Consider the following 21,169-nt stretch of genomic DNA (forward strand, 5'->3'; position numbering starts at 1 on the left):
TTGCGTGTGGTCGGGCATGGCCTCATCCCCCATTGGTTCAGTCTACGAACATCAATTCGTTGGCCATCAGAAGCACCTGGGCCAGTTGCTCCCACGGTTTCAGTTGGCGGGTGGGGGGTCCGGAAAAGTCACGGGCCGAGTCCCAGGTCGTGGCCGCGCCCGCGGAGTCGCCCAATTCGCGGATCTTGGCGGTCCAGAGGTGCTGATCGCTGTTCAGGCCATCGCGAATGTCGACGACGAAGTCGATCGTATCACCCGGCTCCACGGCGATCGAGTCGGCGTTGAAATCGAGTCGGCTGTTATGCACGGGCGCCGTCTTGAGGACGCCATGACGGCTGGAAACAAGCCAGCCGCGAACGCCGTCACCGGTGGCCTCCGCATGCACCAGGGTCGACTGAATCGCCACCTTGCCGTGGATCGGGGCCGTCCAGCGGCGGATCGAGGCGCGTTTGAGGTCGTCGCCCGGGTGCCCTCCTTGAGCGGTGAGCTGCACCCAACCGAGCTTGGCATCGGGCCATTGCGGACCGCCGCTCCACGCCGATCCATTGAAATGGGGGAGCCGCTGAAAGTCCGTACGGGCCGGACCCGACGCCGGATCCACCGCACCGAAGCCGTATTGCCAGGCCAGGGTCTCGGGAGGAACGACCGGAGCCCCCTCATTGAGGGGCGCGGCAAGGAAGGCGCGGGCCGCCTGAAGCTGCGCGTCGGTCGGATCCCTCTGGTAGACCGCGCGGAACAGTCGGCGGATCGCGGCGTCGGGGTCGTCGGTCGGGAGCTGACCCGCCAAGATCCGGGCACGGTCGGCGAGGAACGGATGGTTCATCGCGAACAGGGCCTGCTGCGGAACGGTCGTTTCGCTCCGAATCGGGATGTGGAGGTCGGGATTGGCGAAGTCGAAGACGCGGAGCACGTTCGGCAGGAACTGACGGTCCACCAAGCCATAAAGCGAGCGCCGGGTGTTGGTCCCCGTCGTTGGGAACAGGTTCGTGGACCGGCCGCCCATGCCGTGGTCGAGCTCCCCGGTCACAGTGAGGAGGGTGTCGCGCGCTTCCTCGAAGGTCAGACGGCGTGGGTTCATCCGCCAGAGCAACCGATTCTCAGGATCAACCTTGAGTGCCAGGTCGCGGGCCGCGGCGTCCGCCGGGCTCCTCGATTGCTGTTGATAGGCGGCCGAGAGCAGGATGAGCCGGTGGATCGCCTTGGTGCTCCAGCCCTCCCCCACCAAGCGGCGGGCCAGCCAGTCGAGCAGTTCGGGATGGCTCGGCGGCTCGGCCCGAATGCCGAAGTCGCTGGGAGTGCGGACCAGCCCCGCGCCGAAGTGGTGCATCCAGATCCGGTTGACCCAGACCCGAGCCGTCAGTGGGTTGGACGGATCGATGATCGCACGGGCCAGTTCCAGGCGGCCGCTCCCCTGGGCGAACGGCTTTCGATCGGGCCCCGCGATCGCCAAGAGGAACTGGCGCGGTACCTCATCGCCTCGATTCGCCGAGCTGCCGCGTTTGAAGATCCGCGGCTCGCGGAGCTCCGCGCGGTCAACAACGGCCACCGCGTGTGGCGGGGCCAGTGGTGACTGGATCAACCAACGATCGACCTCCCCCTGGAGGGTCCACAACTTGACGACGGTGCCCGTATCATAGAACCACTCGGTCGTCACGATCGGCTCGCCGGGCACCTGGCAAGGGGATCGATCCGCATAGAGGACCTGTCGCAGTGCCTCGTCGTCCGGGTCGGCCAAGACCGCGGGAGCAGACGAGGCGGTCGCGCCCGCAGGCTTCTGCGACTCCTGCCAGCGGTGATCGACCTCACTGAAGAGTTTGCGATAACGTTCGGCCACCTCTTGGATGGTCGCCGGCGGAGTGGCAAACGCATCGGCAACTCTTTGATTCAAGGCAGGCGCACCGGCCCGAATCAGTTCCTGGGCCACGACCGGAGCCTTGACGGCGAACTCGGCGTCACTCAACGCCGCGAACCGGCGCCAGGGGCGAAAAATCGGGTCATCGACCTTCGCGGCGTTGGCAAGATAGGCCTGCCAGCGCCCCACGAAGCCCGGAATCAGATCGTCCGTGCCTAGGATGGTGGAAAAATCTTCCTGGGGCACCTTCGACAGATCGCGCTGGACGAGCAGGTACGCCGCGATCCGCTCGCGAACTCGTTTTGCGGCCTCGGCACGGCTCTCCGCCATCCCTTTGCGCTGATTTTCGCGACGCAGTTCGAGTTCCTTCTCGAAGGTCCGATAGGCGTCGTCCCGCGAGGCTGGTTCGGCGATCGGCACCAGGCGCTCGGTGCAGTTCTGGAAGACCCCGTAGAGTGAGTAGTAATCGGCGGTCGGGATCGGGTCATACTTGTGGTCGTGGCAACGGGCACAGGCGACCGTCATCCCCATCGTGCCACGAGTGAGAACGTCGATCCGATCGTCGATGATGTCGTGCGTCACTCCCAAGAAGCGCCGGCCGACGGTCAGGAATCCCATTGCCGCCAGCGCCGAGCGATCGTCAGGCTCGGCCTGGTCCGCCGCGATCTGATCGAGCAGGAACCGGTCGTAGGGCAGGTCGCGGTTGAACGCCTTCACCACCCAGTCGCGATAGGCAGGGGCCTGTACGAGGAATCGCTCTTCACGGCCGTAGACATAGCCCTTGGTGTCGGCGTAGCGCGCCACGTCCAGCCAATGGCGAGCCCACTGTTCCCCGTAGTGGTCCGACGCGAGCAACCGGTCGACCAGCTTCGGGTAGGCGTCGGGGTCGGTGTCCGCGACGAACGCATCGACCTCTTCAGGCCTCGGCGGCAGACCGGTGAGATCGTAGCTGAGGCGTCGGATGAGGGTATACCGATCGGCTGGGGGCGACGGGGCCAACCCTTTCGCCTCCAGCCCTGCCTTCAAAAACGCGTCGATCGGAGTTCGACACCAGGCACCGTCGTTGATCTTGGGTGGCTGGGGGTCGGCGACCGGCTGAAATGCCCAGTGACGTGCCCAGGCCTCCTTGCGACGATCGACGACCGGTGCCTGGCCGGCGGGCCAAGGGGCACCCGCGGCGACCCAACGCTCGAGCGCGGCGATCTGTTCGGGAGCGAGCTTCCGACCGGGGGGCATCTTCACGTCGCCGTCCTGGCGAACCGCCTCGATCAGCAGACTCTCGTCCGGCCGGCCGGCGACGATCGAAGGCCCCGACTCGCCCCCCTCCAGCAGAAATTGTCGCGCATCGAGCCGCAAGCCCGCCTTCTGCTTCTCAGCGCCATGGCATTTGCCGCAACTTTCGATCAAAAGCGGCCGGACATCCTTCTCGAACGCCTCGAGGTCCGCCGTCGGCTGGGCGACCACGACGACCTGAAGCAAGGCGACGAGGGTCGCCGCCAAACACACGATTCTGCGTCGAAGCCGGTCGTCAGGCATGGTTAAAGCTCGCTCGAACGCCTGGGGTCGGAATAGCGAGTCGATCGCGCCTCTCGAGAAGAGCGTCGAGGCCGGAGAAGTCATCCCCCAGCAAATCGTAGACAATCCAAACAAGATTGTCGACAATCCACTAGCCATTTTCGGAAAATTCGCAGCCCATCCCTGGGTCTTGGGCCGAAAAATCCACCTCCGAGAAGATTGTAGACAATCGGAACGTGATTGACGACAATAATCTCACACCCCCATTCATCGGCCGGCTCGAAAAAAAATTCACAAAAGCGATCGTCTTCTTCCGGAAGATTGTAGACAATCAAGAGTTGATTGGCGACAATCGGTCGACACGGTCGGAATGAACGTGTGCCTTCCTCTCCGATTTGTTTCGATGACATGCTCCCGGATCTAAGCTTTCTGTCTTCACCGATGCGCCTGGGCGTCATCGGCGCGTGGCGCTTTGTCAGCACTTTTGGTCTTTTGAGAACGACTCGCCATGGCAGCAACAGAAGAAGCGGCCGACTCCTCAGGATCAAGCCGGATTGCCAATCAATTGCGTGAGGAAATCCTCTCGGGCCGGATTGAGGTCGGCTCGAGGTTGACCGAGGCCGAACTCTCGAAGCGATTTGGAGTGGGCCGGGGCCTGGTCCGGGAGGCGGTCCAGACCCTTTCCTTGCAAGGTCTGCTGGTGAGCCGACCGAATCGAGGTGCGATCGTGGCCCCCGAAGCGCCTCGGGAGATCCGCAATCTCATCGTCCCGATCCGGCGTACCCTTGAGGTCTATGCGTTGCAACTGACGTTTGACGAGTTGCAGGAGGAAGACTTCATCCTCTGGGAAGAGATCCTCGAACGGATGCAGGATGCCTGCGAACGTCGCGACTACCACGCGATCGCCGAGGCAGACATCGCCTTCCATCGGGTGCTCGTGAAGCGGGCGGGACAGCCCGACCTGATCCTGATCTGGGAAACCTTGGTCGGCCGGATCCGCTTCCATTTCCGACGAACCCAACGTCGGTACGAGAATGCCATGGAGATCTACGAGGAGCACCGCGCCATCCTCGAATCGTTCCGCGGCAAAGATCTGGCCAGCGCCACGCGGTTGCTCAAGGAAAAGATTGCATGACTTGCGGCCGGCTGAACCCACCGACAAGCTTGACTGCACTCATGCATCCAATATTGCTAATATCTCGATTTTCAACAAACATGGCAAGTTGATTTTTTAAGAAGCATTCATGGATCGGCATCGTAAAGAAGATTTCTCATCCGAGTCCATCTCTCCAGTGCGGAAGGGTCTGGCTGTTTGACTTCCACTTCGCGTCAATACTTCAACCCCGGTAAGGAGAGTCCTCTCATGCGCCGTCGCGGCTTTACCTTGATCGAATTGCTGGTCGTCATCGCTATCATTGCCGTCTTGATCGCGTTGCTCCTCCCCGCCGTTCAGGCGGCCCGCGAGGCGGCACGGCGGTCCCAATGCGTCAACAATCTGAAGCAAGTCGGCCTGGCCATGCACAACTACCATGACACGCTCGGTAGTTTTCCTCCTGGTTCGATGGTCAACGTCGGCTGGAGTGGTTCTTGGTGGGCGTGGTCGGTCTTCATTCTGCCTCAAATGGAGCAAACCAACCTCTACAACGCGATTAATTTCTCGTTGGCGAATGGGGCGGACATGAGCGTTGAGCACAAGACCGTCTACACGTCTCTCATCGCCACTTACCTCTGCCCTTCCGACGACTCGAATCGACTCTTTAACGATCGCAAGTGGACTAATATCAATGATCTAGGGACTTCCTATACGGCAGCCCCTCTCAATTACATTGTAAGTTGGGGCGACCAGAGGACCGGCAACCCGATCTTCGACATCTATTCCACGGAACCGGCGGGACGGAGTTGGGGTTGCGGAAACACCTTCTCCGGCATGTTCGGCGATTGCAGTTCAGGCGCGGTGACGACGTTGGCGAGTTGTAGTGACGGGACCAGCAATACCTTCCTGGTCGGGGAGAATTCGCCTCACTACAACGGCCAACTCCTCTGGGTCAACGGCCACGGTGCGTATGGTGGGTCAATCATCCCGCTCAACTGGAAGACGAACCTCAAGGATGGAGAAACGGACGCAACCGACGGGACGGTTTGCAGTACCGCCTACATCACCTCGGTCCAGGCGACCCACTGCTTCCGCAACCAGGTCTACAATTTCGCATTCAAGAGCAAGCATGCGGGAGGCGCCAACTTCTGTTTTTCCGACGGCTCCATTCGATTCATTAAGCAAACGATCAACCCGAGAACTTACACCGCACTCAGCACTCGGGCCAAGTCTGAGGTGATCTCGGCCGACTCCTACTAAGCCTTCATCGCTTGGACCGCGGTCAACCAGAAGCCGCCCTTTCGAGCCATACGGCCTGACAGGGCGGCTCTCCCTAGCCGAGATCCATTGCCGGGAGATTGCCATGAAATTCCAAAATACTTTCGTATGTTTATTCGTTGCAGCCTTGACGACGGCCGCCGGTTGCGGCGCGAACAATGGGCTTCATCTCGCCAAGGTCCACGGCAAAGTGACGTACAAGGGCCAACCGATCACGTACGGCACCATCATGTTCGAGCCCGATACTTCGCGGGGTACGAACGGTCCGGCGGCCGTGGGCTCGATTACGAGCGATGGCTCGTTCACCATGTCGACCGAAGAATCGGGTGACGGCGCCATCGTTGGTTTGCATCGAGTTGCAGTGGTCGGGCTTGAACCGATGCCAGACTCACCGCAAAAGGCAATGCCCGATCCCGTGACCTCGCCCCGGGAGTTCATGATCGCCAAGACTCAAGCGGGCACACGCACCAATTTCACGAAAAAAGCCGAAGTCCCCACCTTTACCGACAAGGATGGAAAAGTGTTTCGGATCACCATCCCTGAAAAGCTTGGTAATCCGAGTACGTCCAACATCAAGGCGAGCGTGGGCCGCGGCTCGAACACGGTGAATATTACCATCAAAGAAGATGGGACCGCTGAGATCTCGCACTGAAGCGAAGTGGCCGTTCCACCCAGGCCGAATTCCCCATGGTGGGCCGTGCCCACCCTACAAAATCGGATTTACCTATCCTGTTTTGTAGGGTGGGCACGGCCCACCGGCGCTGACTCATCGAGTGCTGACGCAGAACGCACCGCCTGGTTCACTCAAGAGGCGGACGCCCCTTGGTGCATGAGCCTTGCGCACCCCGCTGCGCCAATGTAGCCGGCATCACCGCCCAGGGCGGCATACTCGATCACGATCGAGGCGGCCGGGATGGGAAACGCGAGCGATTGGATATCGCCGCGGATATCATTCAGAAGGGTCGTCCCCGCCGCGATCATTCCCCCACCGAACAGAATCATGTCGGGGTCGATCGTGTTCATCAAGTTCACGGCGCCGACGGCGAGATAACGGGCCGTCTCTCGCATCAGGCGGCGGGCGAGCACGTCCCCTGCCTCGGCGGCCTCGGCGATCGCGCGACTCGTGAGCACGCCCTTGGCCCGTGCCTCGTGCAATCGTGAGGAGATTCCTTCCTCGAGGGCTTCGTTGGCACGCTTGACGAGTGCGGTGGCCGAAGCGTAGGCCTCAAGGTGGCCGTAGGCGCCACAGGAACACTGGCGGGCGTTTTCCATCTGGATGATCAGATGTCCGCATTCCGCCCCGTTGCTGTGACGACCGACGATGATTCGCCCGTGATCGATGATCCCGCAGCCGATCCCGGTGCCGAGAGTAAACAGCCCGAGGCTCTTGGCATCGCGGCCGGCGCCGGCCCAGTATTCCCCGTAAGCCGCGGCGTTGGCATCGTTCTGAAGGAAGGTCGGCTTGTGGAGCAGGTCGGCCAGGCGTTGGCGGATCGGCAGGTTGTCCCAGCCCGGTAGGTTGGGAGGATCGAGGAGCAGGCCCGCTTCAATGTCCATCGTGCCCGGCGAGCCCAGTCCGACGGCCTCGATGTCTTTCCAGTCGAGACCTGATGCCTTGACGGCCCGGCGGGCCGCTTCGGCCAGCGTCTCCAAGCCCACGTCGGCCCCTCGCGCCGCCTCTGTTTTCATGCTGACGGAGGAGCAGGACTGGCCGGCGTCGTCGACAACGCCACTCTTGATATTCGTGCCACCAAGATCGATTCCAAGATAGTACGGAGGGCGGCGGGCGGCGCTCATTGAGAAGTCTCAGTGAATCAGATTCAAGTCGAGGGAAACCTATCTTCCACTCCTGTCTCAGTTTATCAGGAAAGGCGTGGAGCGGTCGACAGGGTCGCCCGGCCAGCCCGCTTGAATCAGGATCGCAACCGCCGATTCTTCTGAATTCCCTGGGAAAACCACCGTCGTTCCGTCGCGTTATAATGAATACGAACCACGACGCGTTCGTCCTGCTTGATCAAGTGAGCGACGAACCGCGCCAGACTCGAACCGACCGGATTCTCCGAAAGAAAAAAAAGGGAACGATCATGCCGAAGTCGCCGGTGACACAACTCAGCCGATGGGACCAGCGAATCCCGAGGCGACAGTGGCTGCTCGGCTCACTCTTCGGCGCGGTCGGGCTTGCCACGTCCCGCTCAGGTTGGTGCTCGCCCCCACCGGAAACAACCTCGGCTGAGCTTGCCTCCATCTTGGCGCGAGCCAAGAAGGCCAAGCTCGGTGATTTCCAGGTGACTGAGTCCAAGGAGAAGCAGTACGTGGGGATCGGTGATGCCCCCGCCGACTTCCGCGCCGATGCGCTTTCGATTTGCGAGTCGCTGGCCAAGCTCTATCGCGATTACTTCGAGGCCAAAGGGTTCGAGGTCGGTACTCCCGAATCAGGCCTCATCATGGTGATCCTGAAGGATAAGGAGTCGTACAAGGCGTTCGTGGGCCCTGGGGAAGGGGCTGACGTGGGAGCCGAGGTGGGCGGGCACTACGACGTCGACGCGAACCAGCTCGTGGTCTTCGACTCCCGGCACAATGACGACGGGCGTGCCGCGTCCAAACGAGTGAACACGTTCACGCTCGTCCACGAAGCGATCCACCAGTTGACTTATAATACGGGCCTGCTCGAACGCGTGGGCGACGTCCCCGTCGCGCTCAGCGAAGGGTTCGCGACGTTCGGCGAGCTCTGGCAGCAGTCCAATCAGCGCTCGACGCTGGGCGTGACGAACTCAGCGCGTCTAGCCGTCTTCACCCAGCCTGGCGGCCAGGCGGCCTGGATTCCGGTGCAAGAGCTCCTCACCAAGGACGACCTGTTCACGGATCCGGACACCGTCCAGGTCGCCTATGCGGAGAGTTGGGTCTTCGTGCACTACTTCATGAGGTCAACGCCGGCGAAGCTCACGAAGTTTCGCGCCTACCTCGACGCACTCCGCAAGCGGCGCGATCCGTCGCACCGCCTTGAGGATGCCAGGACCCATCTCGGCGAGCTCGCTCGCCTCGACAAAGACCTGAAACAGTACGCAAATAAACAGCTCCGCCGCTGAGAAGTGGAGGATCAATCATCTGGGCGGCGTCAACCGAGAACCGGGTTGAGGCCCATGTTCTTCCTCATCTCGGCACGCTGTTTTTCGTAATTCATGAGCATCTTGCGATCGCGAAAGTGCTGCCGCTCTTTCTTCGCCTGGGCGCTGAGGACGAGCCGGCGCATCGACCCGCTGGTCAATTCGCCTCGATCCTTGTAGCGGCGGCGAATTCGGGCGGCCGGCTTCTCGCCGTAGGCGTCGATGATCTCGTCTTCGAGGGAGACGAAGAACTGGCAATGCCCCGGATCCCCTTGCCGGGCACAACGGCCGGCGAGCTGGCGGTCGATCCGCCGCGACTCGTGCCGCTCGGTGCCGATGACATGGAGCCCGCCGCTCTTGGAGACGTCTTCCGTCAGCTTGATGTCGGTTCCGCGACCGGCCATGTTGGTGGCCACCGTCACTCGACCCGGCTGCCCGGCCTGGGACACGATCTGGGCTTCGATCTCGTGGTTCTTGGCGTTCAAGATTTGATGTTCGATCTTGGCGGCATTCAAGAGCGCACTGAGTTTCTCCGACTTCTCGATCGAGCGTGTACCGATCAGCACGGGAACCTGGAGCTTGTGCCAGGCGACGATCTGGTCGGCCACCGCCTGGAACTTTTCCGACTCGTTGGAAAAGACCCGGTCTTCGATCCAGACCCGGCTGCAACGACGGTTGGTGGGGACCTTGAACACCTTGACCTTATAGATCCGCCGCAGTTCCGCCGCATCGCTCGCCGCCGTCCCGGTCATCCCGGCCAGCTTCTTGTACTTCAAGAAGAAGTCTTGCACGGTCACCCGCGCGGCGGTGATTGTCTCGAGGGTCACTTCGAGCTTTTCTTTGGCCTGAATCGCCTGGTGGAGCCCATCCTGCCACTGGCGGCCGGGCATCATACGGCCGGTGAACTCGTCGACGATGACGATCTCGTCACCGGAGATCACGTAGTCGCGATCCCTCAGGTAGGCGATCTGGGCGCGGAGGGCACGCTCGACATACTCGTAGAGCCCATCCACCGTCAGGGTAACGAACGACGAGTGGCCGGCGACGGCCTGCACCTTGCGGCGTCCGGTCGCGTTCAGTTCCGCCTTGCGCTCGGCCGGATCGTACTTGAAGTCCTTGGTGCGGATCAGGGTCGCGGCGAGCTCGTCGGCCCCGTAGTAGGCGGCGGCCTCCTCCTGGGTCGGCTGGTTGTTCGCTCCGATGATCAACGGGGTTCGGGCCTCGTCGATCAAGATGCTATCGGCTTCGTCCACGACCGCGAAGTGGTGGGTGCGCTGCACGGGGGTCTCGGACTCGGCGTGAGCGCCCGTACCGAGAAACGCTTGTTCGAACGACTTGCGATGGGTGTCACCGAGTTGGAGCCGCTTGAGTTCGTCGCGGAGGAAGTCGAAGCCGAACTCCTTGCTCGTCCCGTAGGTGATGTCGGACGCATAGGCTGCGCGTCGGACCGGGTCGGGCTGACCGGTCTGGATGCAGCCGACGCTCATTCCGAGCAGGTTGTAGATCGGCGTCATCCACTCGGCGTCGCGGGAGGCGAGATAGTCGTTCACCGTGATGACGTGAACGCCTTTACCCTGCAACGCATTCAAGTAGGTGGGGAGAGTCGCAACGAGGGTCTTGCCCTCTCCGGTCTCCATCTCGGCGATACAGCGGTTGTGAATCGCCGCGCCTCCGACCATCTGGACGTCGTAGTGCCGCTGTTTGACAGTGCGTTTGGCCGCCTCGCGCACCAGGGCGAAGGCTTCGACGAGCAAGCCGTTGAGGGAGTCGCCCTGCCGTGCCTTGAGCTTGAGTTGCCGGCTCCGCTCGGCGATCTGGGCGTCGCTCTCTTTTTCGAGCGTCGGCTCCATCGCGTTGATCTGCGCCGCGTAGACGGCGTAACGGCTGAGCCGCCCTTGATGGGTCGGTCCCGCGATCGTCCGCACCTGGTTCAACCACTTCGGGCCCAGTCGACTCGCCATGACCCGTGCTCCTCCTCGGCTGACCTTCAAGATGTTCTTCCCGACGATCGGGCCAGTTCTGTCCGGCTCTCATCATTCGGTTGGAGAACTTGCCCCGCCGCGCGCAACCTTCCAAGACAACGGGACAGCGAGTCCCCAAGTTCTCCCGGCGCGAATCGATCAGGGGCTTTTTTTCTTGCGAGGGCGAGTCCCGGCGTCTGTAATATGGGCTCCATCGAACGCGAAGTAGTAGTCCATCTCTGGGGCGTTCTTAGACTGGTCATACTGCTTGATCCAGTCGCTGAGCACCTGCCACTTCTCGGAGTAGGAGAGTTCACCGGGCCGTTCTTCGTTGGGGGGCATCCCCCAGAGGACCAGCAAGTTCGCTCCCGACTGCACCCAGAGTCTCGACTCCAAGTCAACGACAACGGCTTGGAACAGGTTTGGGCCGCGTTTGATGAGGTGGTCACGCTGCATCGACCTCAAGAAGCTGGCAAGTTTGGCTCCCGCAAGCACGCCTTCGTCAACCACGGGTAAGTCTCGGTTGGGGCCGCTCGCCTTCTTCCACGATTCGCCCGTGTTGCGCTTGAACGGAGGGGGTTGATTCACACGTTCGAGCTGCACGGTGGCCGCGACATTCAGGATGACGTCATCCTTATTGAGGATCACGGCATCCTGGTCGATCAATTCAGTCTTGGAATGTTCCACCGACACCAAAGCCACCGGCTCACGATAGTCCAGGTGCACGACGACTCGGTTAGGATTGTGGCGCGTGACCACCGCCTTGCGAACCCAGCCATCGCGCTGAAAGGCAAGCTTGAGTTTTTCGGTATCCAGGTCGAGGAGCGAGAACCGCTCAGGCAGACCGCTCTCCTTGAGAACGCGCTCCAAGAACGGTTTGGATCCCCCTCGATACCAGCCGGGGGGCGGGGGCTCGAGCACAATCGCGCTGAACGCGAGTTGATACTCATCCTGCTTGTGGACAAAGGTCCGCAGCGACCGCAGCCCGTGGAGCCCGGCCAGGGAGAAGGCGTACAACAGCCCCGCGGTCGCGAGAATCGCCAGCACGATCCGCGGCCGTGAAAGTCGGCGCACGCTCGGCGGCGTGACGAAGCGTGCAAAGCGACGGCCCCGAGCCGGATCGCGATCCGTCTCATCCGCCGGTTCGTCGGCCGTCGCGATCCGAGGAGGTTCGCGGTGTTCCATCACCTGGCCTCCTGCGGCTCGCTCGACCAGAACGGGGGCAATGTCCGGAAACCAGACACGAGGGATTCCACCAACCGTTTACCAAACTTGAAGTTGAAGCTCGAGCTCGTAGCCAAACTGCTGCCAGACCCGTTGGCGGATCTGGTCGATCAGGTGGAGCACATCGTCCGCCTTCGCGCCCGGCTGGGCCACGATGAAATTCGCGTGCCGGTCAGAAACCTCCGCGCCTCCGACCCGCGTCCCTTTCAGCCCGGCCTGCTCGATCAAGGTGCCGGCCGGAACGTCCGCGGTCGGGTTCTTGAACATGCAGCCCGACGACTGGTGGCCGTACGGCTGGTTCTCCTTCTTGACGATCCAGATCCGGCGCATCCGCCGCACGACCGCCTCGGGGTCGGAGCCTTCCAGCTCGAACTCGGCCGAGAGGATCACGGGCTCATCGAGGTTCGACGCGCGATCGGCGAAGCTCAGGTCATCGCGGTCGCGGACCTGAATCTCGTCGGAGGCGTCGATCACCGTGGCCTTGCGGACGAGCTGGCCGATCGCGACCTGGCGATCGCCGGCGTTGCCGCGGACCGCTCCGCCGACCGTGCCGGGGATCCCCGTGAGGAACTCCAGACCCGCTAAACCTGAGCGCGCGGTCTGCGAGATCAAGGCGGTCAGCGGGACCGCCGCCCCGGCTTCGACGATGTTGTCGCGCACGGTCACGTCCGAGAAGGCCGGGCTCTCCAGGTGGATCACCATGGCTTTCACCCCTTCATCGCGGACCAAGACGTTCGAGCCCCCGCTCAGGATCTTGACCGGGACCTGCTCCTGGTGGCAACGGCGCAGCAGGCCGACCAGTTCGTCGAGCGTCCTTGGCCGAGCCAAAAACGCCGCCGGACCACCCAGCCGGAACCAGATATGGGGTGCCAGCGGCTCATCGGCCTTGATGATCGCGCGAAAGTCGTCGAATGAATGCATCGGCTATCGTTCCCACATCGCCAGCCCCGAGCGTCACCAGCACGTCACCGGGTTCCAGATTCCTATCCAGCTCACGGATCACATCGTCGAGCCCGGTCGCCTCTCGGGCGTTCACTCCGGACGCGATCAGGGCCTCCACGAGCGAATTCGCCCTCCGCCCCCCACCCACCTGACTTCCCTCAGTGACCAAGACATGGTCCGCCGTGGCCAGCGCGGTCGGATAACCGGCTTCCGCCGCGGCGCTCCTCGCGTCCTCGCCCGTACAGATCACCGCCCAGATCGGACGCGGTCCAAAGACCTGGCGGGCGATCGACAATGTCTCGGCGACCGATTCGGGGTCACAGCCCGCGTCATCTACCAGCGTAACACCTCGATAGCTTCCCCGTGACTCGAAATCACGAGAAAGCCCCGTGAACTCCTCCAACCCTTGTTTAATCTCCTGAATCGGCACCGAAAGCCGGTCGCAGGCCGCCACCGCCGCCAGAGCCCCCAACACGTTTCGACGCCCGGGGACGCGCAATTGAACCTCAACCGCGAATCGACCTTTGTGAAACGCCCGGAACCGGAAGCAGCCCCGATCCTCGCGTAGGTCGGCGCCCCACCAGTCACTCGGCCGATCCAGCGAAATCCGTTCCACCACCGGCGCCAGGTCACGAACCGCCTCCGCCACCATCGGATTGTCCTCAAGTGCGAGGACATAACCGTCCGCCGGAACCGAGCACGCGAACTGTCGGATCGCCGCCTTTCGGTCTTCAACAAGCCAGGGACACTCTTCCACCAGATCCAGGAGCAGGGCCAGTCGCGGCGCAGCGGGACCGATCTCGCCTGGTCCTTCGATCCCCTCGGCCACAAAGTGGGGGCCCGAGCCGACGCGGCCCCAACCACCCAACTGAGGCACCTCCGCGCCGAGCACGATCGTCGGATCGAGTCCGGCCCGGGTTAGAGTCCAGCCGATCATCGCCGAGGCCATCGAGGCTGTCCGCCGGCCCACGGCCGCCAGGCTGATCGATTGACGCATCATGAGGCCGAGCCACTGGCCGACCGACGCCTGATCGATGCCGCGCCGGGTGGCGGCGAGCCGCGAGGGATGATCGCGCCCGACCTCAGGGTGATAGACGAGGAACTGAGCCCCCCGCGGAGAGTGGCCGGCATGAATCCGGGCACCGAGTCGCTTGAGCCGCTCAACGGCGGGGCGGCTCGATGGCTCAGACCCCGTCACCAGCATGCCACGCTGCACGAGCAATTGGGCCAGGCCTGACATGCCACGACCCGCAATGCCCACCAGATGCGCATGCGCAGGCGCGACTTCCGCGCGGGTTTCCCCCCGTCGCAACCGATCCATCGGCGAGCGCCCCCGGTCTATCCTGATACTCGACGAGCAGGTGACGGCCAACACGGGCCGCCACTCTTCCGCCCCCCAAACCCTACTATCGGTTCGACAGGCAGAACGCTCGCAATCTTTCCCGACGACCGGAACCACCCGTTCAGCAGAATCATGTTAGCCGTCGCTCTGGGGGGCGTCAAGGAAACGAACAAACCACCGCGTCTCTCACATCTATCCTTCCGCAATGGGCTCTATTAGATTGAGAGCACTTCTCTCGTCGCGGTTGTGCGGCCCCTGTGTTTTTGTCGAGACACCCCTTGTCCTTGGGCCAAGGTTCCCGGTCGGCCCGTTTCCTAACCCCCCTATCGAGAAACAAGAGAATCCATGAGCGACCTTTCGCCTCCTGAAGCCAATTCCGAAGAACCGCTTCAGTTTGATAATGCCGAGTTTGCCACAAAAGTCCCGGGGCGGTTGACCTGTACGGTTTGCCATCGCGAGGTAGAGAATACCTATTATGAAATTAATGGAGCGACCGTCTGCGAATCGTGCCGAAGTTTGATCGAATCGCACAGGGTTGGCGGCTCGGGGCCGCTCCGGATCGCCAAGGCGACCCTGTTCGGCTCACTCGCGGCCTTAATCGGGTTCGCGATTTACTTCGGGATCATGAAGACGACCGGAATGGAGATCGGCCTGATCTCGATTCTCGTCGGCTACATGGTTGGTACCGCGGTTCGGTCGGGGTCAGGGCAACGGGGCGGCTGGGTCTATCAGGTTTTGGCCATCTTGCTCACCTACTCGGCCATCTCCGCGAGTTACGCGGCGACCTATCTCCCGATCCTGATTCTCGCCGCACCGGTCGAAGACGCGAACGGGAACCAGGTTGAGCCGATCGACGCGCCGGCGGTCGAACCGCAAGCGGAGCCGAAGCCCGTCGCCGCGGACAAAGAGTTAGCCGATCAAAAACCTCGGAACGTATGGGCCGTCCTGCTCTCGAACCCCTTCATCCTGATTCCGTTGATCACTCTCTCGTTCAAACTTCCCATCATCCTGGGCCTCTCCTCCCCCATTGGCCTGCTGATTGTCGGTTTCGCCCTCTGGGAGGCTGGGAAACTCAATCGCCGCGTCCCACTGGTCTTCAACGGTCCCTTCTCCTTTGGTGGAGAGAGCGCCCCGCCGGCGACGGAACTACCGAGTCATGCCTGACGCCACCCCTGTCTCTTCCTCAACTTGGTGCGACTCGTGTGGGACCGAATACGCGACCAAGCTTCTCGCTTGTCCCCAATGCCACCGGCTCGCCCACGCCGACGCGTTGAAACAGTGCGCCGACGTCGCCGAGGCCGCGAGTCGGTCGGGTGATCTCACCACGGCTCTTGCCGCCTGGCGCGACGCGCTCGTGTTGCTGCCGCCAGCGTCGCGGCAATACGCCGCGATCTCGGCCCGGCTTGAAACGCTCTCCCGTCAGATCGACGAGGGACAGGGGGTCAATCCTGGCCCCGTTTCAAGTCAGCCTGGTGAGCCGGATTCGGCCGCTTGGACGGGCAAGGCGGGAGTGGCGGGGCTCGGGACGCTGGCACTCCTCGCCTTGAAGTTCAAGTTCGTGCTGATCATGGCCCTGACTAAGGGAAAGTTGCTTTTATTAGGATTGACCAAGGCGAGCACCCTGTTTTCGATGCTCCTGTCGCTCGGGGTGTATTGGACCGCCTTCGGCTGGAAATTCGCCCTTGGCCTGGTGCTCTCGATCTACGTCCACGAGATGGGCCACGTCGCCGCACTCCGACGGTTCGGCATCCGCGCCGGGGCTCCGATGTTCATTCCCGGCCTCGGCGCCTATGTCCGGCTCCAGCAGTCGTTACCCGACGCCAGGGCCGACGCTCGCGTGGGCCTGGCCGGCCCGATCTGGGGGCTGTTCGGCGCCTTGGCGACCTTCGCCGCGGCGCTCGCGACCGGCTCGCTGATGCTGGCGGCGATCGCCAAGCTGGCGGCCTGGATCAACCTGTTCAACCTGATTCCGATCTGGCAACTCGACGGCGGCCGTGGATTTCGATCGATGTCCCGCTCCGAGCGCTGGTTCTCGGCCCTCGCGATCGCGGTCATGTGGTCTGTAACCCAAGAGTCGCTCCTCTTCCTCCTCCTGATCGGGGCCACTTTCAACGTGCTGACTCACCCCCCGGCGAAAATGCCCGATCGGAGAGCCACCCTCGAATACGTCGTGCTGGTGGTCGCGTTCTCCCTCCTCACGATGATTCCGGTCAACATCTGAGGCGGACGCAATCCACGGGGCTCGGCCCCTTTGGTTTGACGACGAACACCGAGAATCGCCCCTCGTGATTCAAGAGCGACCTGGCTCAAGCCTCGTCGTTGTCATGGGAATCGCGGGGTGCTTGGATTATGATGCAAATCGGCCGATCCGCTTACTTCATTACCTCCGTTCGGCCTCGTTCATTCCTCTCGGTTATCCGCGGAGATCCTTCATCGTGGCGATCCAATGCCCCTCCTGCGATCACGCTCTCGGACTGAAAGCGGCGAAACCGGGACGCTATACCACCAAATGTCCCAAGTGCGCTCAGAAGCTCTTACTTCTCGTCCCAGCCGACCCTGACGCGGCACCCATCGTCTCCGCGGTTCGCGCCGACCCAGCGACCAATAATCCCAGCGCAGCTCAAGCACCCACGGTCGCGCCGACACTCCCCCCCTCCCCCGCCGGCAATCTCCTAGGAACAGCGCCCGACGCCGCGGCAACGGCCACCGGCGCCTGGTCGACTCCCCGAGAGACGGAGGTCGCCGCCACGGCGGCCGATTCCGGAGCCGAGACACGACCGACCAGTTACTGGGCGACCACCACGCAGACCGCCCCGCCGAACTCGGCCCAGAATAGCGCGGAGCTCGGATTCGTCCTCGGCACCGACGCCGGCGCCACGGCCCCAGGCCACTCCACCGGCGCGAAGCCGGGGGGATTCCCAGCGTGCTCGGCGGCTACCAGGTCATCAGCGAGCTGGGCCACGGCGGCATGGGTGCTGTCTATCTGGCCCGACAGATTTCCTTGAACCGGAACGTCGCCCTGAAGGTGATGAAACCGGAGTGGGCCGACAACCCCACGTTTGTCTCGCGGTTCACCCGCGAAGCCTATGCCGCGGCCCAGCTCGTGCACCACAACGTCGTGCAAATCTATGACTTCGGCCAGGACCGAGGGACCAACTTCTTCAGCATGGAGTTCGTGCAGGGGCAAACCCTCTCCCAACTGGTCAAGACGCAGAAGAAGATCGACCCCGAGGCCGCCGTGGGGTACATCCTTCAGGCCGCCCGCGGGCTCAAATATGCTCATGACCAAGGGATGATCCATCGCGACATCAAGCCCGATAATCTCTTGCTCAACGACCAAGGAGTCGTCAAGGTCGCGGACCTCGGCCTGGTAAAGACTCCCGCCCTGGCCGAGGCGGAAGAAGCCCGCGAGGCCAACACGGCCGTCGTCGCCGCCCCCAAGGGAGCGATCTCCCTGGCCTCGGCCTCGAGCGGCGGCCAGATCACCTTGGTCAACTCAGCGATGGGAACTCCCGCCTTCATGGCGCCCGAGCAAGCCGTCGACGCCGCCTCCGTCGACTTGCGTGCGGATATCTATTCGCTGGGCTGCACACTCTACGACCTGGTCACGGGCCGTCCTCCTTTCGAGGGAAAGACGGCCGTCGAGTTGATCACGAAACATCAGACCGAGGTCATCGTTCCCCCCGAGGCGATCGTCAAACGCGTCCCCAAGGCGCTCTCCGACATCATCCTCAAGATGGTGGCGAAAAAGCCCCAAGATCGCTATTCCTACCTCGGCGACGTCATCAAGGTGCTCGAAGACTTCCTCGGCCTTCCCACCACCGGGGTCTTCTCACCGCGCGAGGAGCACGCGAACCTCCTCACCGAGAGCGTGGAATCGTTCAACAAGGCACCGACCGCGCGACTCCGGCCCAAGCTCATCCTCGGTGGGTTCGCCGCCTGGCTCTTCGTGGTGGTCGCGGCGACTCTGGCCCGACAACCGGTCCTTGCGAGCGGCTTCCTCGGGCTCGGCCTGATGACGGCCCTCGCCTACTTCATCGTCTCGGGCGTGACCCAAAAGAAGACGCTCTTCCTCAAAGCCCAACAACTCGTCTTGGGGAGCGACCTGTTCGAGTGGCTGATGGTCCTCGCCGGCCTCGTCCTGTTCGCGACGGTCCTGGTCGTTTTCCACCTCGTGTTTGCCTGGGTCGCATTTGGTGTCGTGGCGACATTGATCGCGATCGGCTTCCACCGAGCATACGACAAGAAGCTCGAGGCGGAGCGGCGCGAGGCTGTGGAAAAGACCGAAGACATGCTCAAGACGATGCGTCTGCATGGCCTTGACGAAGACGCGCTCCGACAGTTCGTCTGCAAATACTCCGGCGATCGCTGGGAGGAGTTCTACGAGACGCTCTTCGGATACGAGGCCAAGTTGATCGCCCGCGACCGCTGGGGCCGCGCTGAGCAAGGGCGAATGCGCACGCGGTTCGGTGCCTGGCGTGACCCGATCGTCCGCTGGATCGACGCGAAGCAGCAATCACGACGGGAAGCACGCGAGCGTCGACTGCTCAAAAAGATCGAGGAAAAGGGGCTGGAAGCGCGCGGCGTCAACCTCATGACGGCCAGGCGCCAGGCGCGGCGGGCGGCCGAGGCCATGGTCATGATGGCCGCCGAACTCAAGGAGGCGGAACGGCTGCCACACGCGGTCCGAGGCGAACGGCTCGCGATCGGTCAAGCGCTCCGAGACGCGGCCGCGAAGCCGGAGATGGTGCTCAACGAACGGGAGCAAGGTTTGATCGGTCCGCGAACCGACGGACCGCTCAACCTGATCCTCGGCCCCGGTCCGCGCTTCCTCGCCGGCGCCTTGTTGCTGACGGGCTGCCTCTTCTGGATGCATCAAAACAAGCTACTGACCAAGGAGAAGCTGGAAGAGGCGAAGGTCACCGCCCAGCAACTCAGCGAAAAGGTCCAGGCCGTCACCAACGAGGCGGTGAAGGCACAAGACGTCACTGTCCTTAAGGATGCCCATAAGTCGTTCACTGAGGTCGAGCTGCCCAAGGTTCCCGATCGCACACGCCCGTTGAGCCTGCCGATGATTCCTCAACGGTTCACCGCCTGGTTCAACTCCTTCAATCCCGGAGTCGCCGGCCTGATCCTGCTCTTCTCCTCACTCTTCCGAGGCGTCAAGATCGGCCTGTTCGCCCTCCCGGGCGCCGCGATCGCCGTGTTCGGGCCGCAATTTCTCCCAGGCATGCACCCTGCAGTCGCTCCCGGCATTGGGCTTCTGCTCGGAGGGCTCGGCGCGGTCTTTGGGCGAACCCGATATTAAGGTTCGACGGGTTGCCGGATCGACTGCGTCGCCTGGGTTGCAACGCTTCGCCGAACCATGTCATAGGGCCATGGACGACTTGCAGCTCGGATCGAATTCCCAATAGTGTCCGGGATTGACCTTCATCAAATCTTCGCTTGCGCTTTTGGTTACGGTCGGCCACAGTATTCGTCATGGCGGCCAAGAAACCACCCCTGGTTGACACTCCCCCTTCCCAGCGACCTGAACGGGTCGGGGCACCGGGGTGGCTCTCTCGTGATTTGCCCATCTGGCCCGATCAAGTGGTCGGGGCCAAGCACATCCATTCGATCGAACGGCTCATCGCACAACTTCGCGACCAGGACCCCCATGGCAACCGCGACCTCTTCCTCGACGACGTCTTCGTTGCCATGCTCCTGGCCTTCTTCAACCCCACTCTGCGGACCCTCAGGACGATCGAGGATTTCAGCCAAACCCGACAAGCCCAAAAATTCCTCTCGATCCAGAAACTCTGCAAAAGCACCCTCTCCGACTTCAATAAGTTGGCCGACCACACTCGCTTGCAGCCGATCCTCGATCAGCTCCGACGCAACGTTCTCAAGCCCAGTCCCAACCCGAACCAGGCCGCCGATCCCCTGAGCTCGCTTCACCGCCAGGTCCTCGCCGTCGATGGCACCTTCCTTCATGCCGCCGCCTCAGTGGCCTGGAGCGTCCGCCGCCGCGGCGGCAAGACCGGCGCTCGCCTCGACTTCCATGTCGATGCCCAAACCTGGCTCCCCGAGCTGATCGTCGTCCCCGAGGCCGGCCAGAGCGAGGCGACCACCGCCGCGTACTCCATCACCCCCGGGGCGATCCATCTCTACGACCGGGGGATCTTCAGCTTCAAGCTGATCAAGGCCCACGTAGAACCGGCGGCGGATTTCGTGATGCGGTTCCGGAAACCCGGAGAACGCACCCCCAACCTCGAGACGACCGAGACGAGGGAACTCACCCAAGAGGCCCGCGACGCGGACGTCATCTCCGATCGACTGGTCCGTTTTCCCGGCTCGACGCATCGCAAACCGCTGGGCATCGTCCTTCGCGAAGTGGTCATCGTCCCCAAGGATGACCCCGAGAATCCGGTCTACCTCTTGACGACCCTGCTCGAGCCCGACGCATCAATTATCGGAGTATTATATCGTCATAGATGGCAAGTTGAACTGTTTTTCCGCTGGCTGAAAAGCTACGCGCGGTTCGATCATCTGATCAGTCACAGCCGCGAGGGTGTGCTGTTGAGCTTCTACGTCGCCGTGATCGGCGTCACGCTCATGTGCATCCATACAGGAAATCGCCCCAGCAAGTATATGTTTAGCCTGCTGGGAATGGTGGCCAACGGCACGGCGACGATGGACGAGATCATGCCGATCCTTCGCGAGCGGGAGCGTCAGTGCCAATTACAGCGTGACCGCGTTGCGCGGAAGCGTGCCGAAAAACCCAAATAAGCGATCAGGGCCCGTCCACGCGCTGCGGACGAGGTCATGCCGCGGCATGCGCCGGGATCGCCCTCCAAACCGAAGGAGGCGGCTGCAAGG

The 21,169-nt window shown here is 62.5% G+C and carries 15 protein-coding genes; 9 read left to right on the forward strand and 6 right to left on the reverse strand.

Annotated features, from left to right (window positions below; translation table 11 throughout):
- Positions 1–37: 37 nt before the first annotated feature.
- On the reverse strand, positions 38–3,388 hold the full coding sequence (locus BUS42_RS10155) for a PSD1 and planctomycete cytochrome C domain-containing protein (RefSeq protein WP_074306810.1): 3,351 nt from the start codon (positions 3,386–3,388) through the stop codon (positions 38–40).
- Between the two features lie 487 nt (positions 3,389–3,875).
- On the opposite strand from BUS42_RS10155, the gene BUS42_RS10165 reads away from it, so the two are divergent.
- The 3 genes from BUS42_RS10165 (at position 3,876) to BUS42_RS10175 (ending at position 6,390) form a co-directional block, all read left to right on the forward strand.
- Positions 3,876–4,502 carry a GntR family transcriptional regulator gene (locus BUS42_RS10165; protein ID WP_074306812.1) on the forward strand — a complete coding sequence of 209 codons (627 nt, stop codon included), beginning with the start codon at positions 3,876–3,878 and terminating at the stop codon, positions 4,500–4,502.
- 228 nt (positions 4,503–4,730) lie between these two features.
- On the forward strand, positions 4,731–5,720 hold the full coding sequence (locus BUS42_RS10170; RefSeq protein ID WP_074306813.1) for a DUF1559 domain-containing protein: 990 nt from the start codon (positions 4,731–4,733) through the stop codon (positions 5,718–5,720).
- A 103-nt stretch (positions 5,721–5,823) separates the two neighbouring features.
- On the forward strand, positions 5,824–6,390 hold the full coding sequence (locus BUS42_RS10175; protein WP_074306814.1) for a hypothetical protein: 567 nt from the start codon (positions 5,824–5,826) through the stop codon (positions 6,388–6,390).
- Between the two features lie 152 nt (positions 6,391–6,542).
- Here BUS42_RS10175 and BUS42_RS10180 read toward each other — a convergent pair whose 3' ends face one another.
- Positions 6,543–7,535 carry an ROK family protein gene (locus tag BUS42_RS10180; RefSeq protein ID WP_074306815.1) on the reverse strand — a complete coding sequence of 331 codons (993 nt, stop codon included), beginning with the start codon at positions 7,533–7,535 and terminating at the stop codon, positions 6,543–6,545.
- Positions 7,536–7,822: 287 nt separating this feature from the next.
- Between BUS42_RS10180 and BUS42_RS10185 the strand changes: the two genes are divergently transcribed.
- A complete protein-coding gene (locus BUS42_RS10185) occupies positions 7,823–8,824 on the forward strand; it encodes a DUF1570 domain-containing protein (RefSeq protein ID WP_083670534.1) in 1,002 nt (333 codons plus the stop codon).
- Between the two features lie 29 nt (positions 8,825–8,853).
- On the opposite strand, the gene BUS42_RS10190 is transcribed toward BUS42_RS10185, so the two are convergent.
- The 4 genes from BUS42_RS10190 to BUS42_RS10205 form a co-directional block, all read right to left on the reverse strand.
- Positions 8,854–10,803 carry a preprotein translocase subunit SecA gene (locus BUS42_RS10190; RefSeq protein WP_074306816.1) on the reverse strand — a complete coding sequence of 650 codons (1,950 nt, stop codon included), beginning with the start codon at positions 10,801–10,803 and terminating at the stop codon, positions 8,854–8,856.
- 159 nt (positions 10,804–10,962) lie between these two features.
- Positions 10,963–11,988 carry a cell division protein FtsQ/DivIB gene (locus BUS42_RS10195; protein ID WP_074306817.1) on the reverse strand — a complete coding sequence of 342 codons (1,026 nt, stop codon included), beginning with the start codon at positions 11,986–11,988 and terminating at the stop codon, positions 10,963–10,965.
- A gap of 78 nt (positions 11,989–12,066) precedes the next feature.
- A complete protein-coding gene (gene murB, locus BUS42_RS10200) occupies positions 12,067–12,948 on the reverse strand; it encodes a UDP-N-acetylmuramate dehydrogenase (RefSeq protein WP_074306818.1) in 882 nt (293 codons plus the stop codon).
- The gene (locus tag BUS42_RS10205) at positions 12,905–14,290 is read right to left on the reverse strand and encodes a Mur ligase domain-containing protein (protein WP_074306819.1); all 1,386 of its coding nucleotides are present in this window, start codon (positions 14,288–14,290) and stop codon (positions 12,905–12,907) included. Before BUS42_RS10205 ends, murB begins: the two co-directional genes overlap by 44 nt.
- Positions 14,291–14,656: 366 nt before the next feature.
- Between BUS42_RS10205 and BUS42_RS10210 the strand changes: the two genes are divergently transcribed.
- From BUS42_RS10210 to BUS42_RS10225, 5 genes are all read left to right on the forward strand, one after another.
- On the forward strand, positions 14,657–15,475 hold the full coding sequence (locus BUS42_RS10210; protein WP_074306820.1) for a hypothetical protein: 819 nt from the start codon (positions 14,657–14,659) through the stop codon (positions 15,473–15,475).
- The gene (locus tag BUS42_RS10215; protein ID WP_074306821.1) at positions 15,468–16,532 is read left to right on the forward strand and encodes a site-2 protease family protein; all 1,065 of its coding nucleotides are present in this window, start codon (positions 15,468–15,470) and stop codon (positions 16,530–16,532) included. The genes BUS42_RS10210 and BUS42_RS10215 overlap by 8 nt, the downstream gene beginning before the upstream one ends.
- Before the next feature lie 214 nt (positions 16,533–16,746).
- Positions 16,747–17,316 (forward strand): hypothetical protein, encoded by a 570-nt coding sequence (locus tag BUS42_RS42615; protein ID WP_143206279.1) that lies wholly within the window; start codon positions 16,747–16,749, stop codon positions 17,314–17,316.
- Complete coding sequence (locus tag BUS42_RS10220) at positions 17,235–19,619, forward strand: serine/threonine-protein kinase (protein WP_074306822.1); 2,385 nt, start codon at positions 17,235–17,237, stop codon at positions 19,617–19,619. Before BUS42_RS42615 ends, BUS42_RS10220 begins: the two co-directional genes overlap by 82 nt.
- 173 nt (positions 19,620–19,792) lie before the next feature.
- Entirely contained in the window at positions 19,793–21,079 is a 1,287-nt protein-coding gene (locus BUS42_RS10225) for an IS4 family transposase (RefSeq protein WP_254053426.1), read from the forward strand.
- Positions 21,080–21,169 lie beyond the last annotated feature (90 nt).

It is taken from the genome of Singulisphaera sp. GP187 (assembly GCF_900129635.1).
Classification (GTDB): Bacteria; Planctomycetota; Planctomycetia; order Isosphaerales; family Isosphaeraceae; genus Singulisphaera.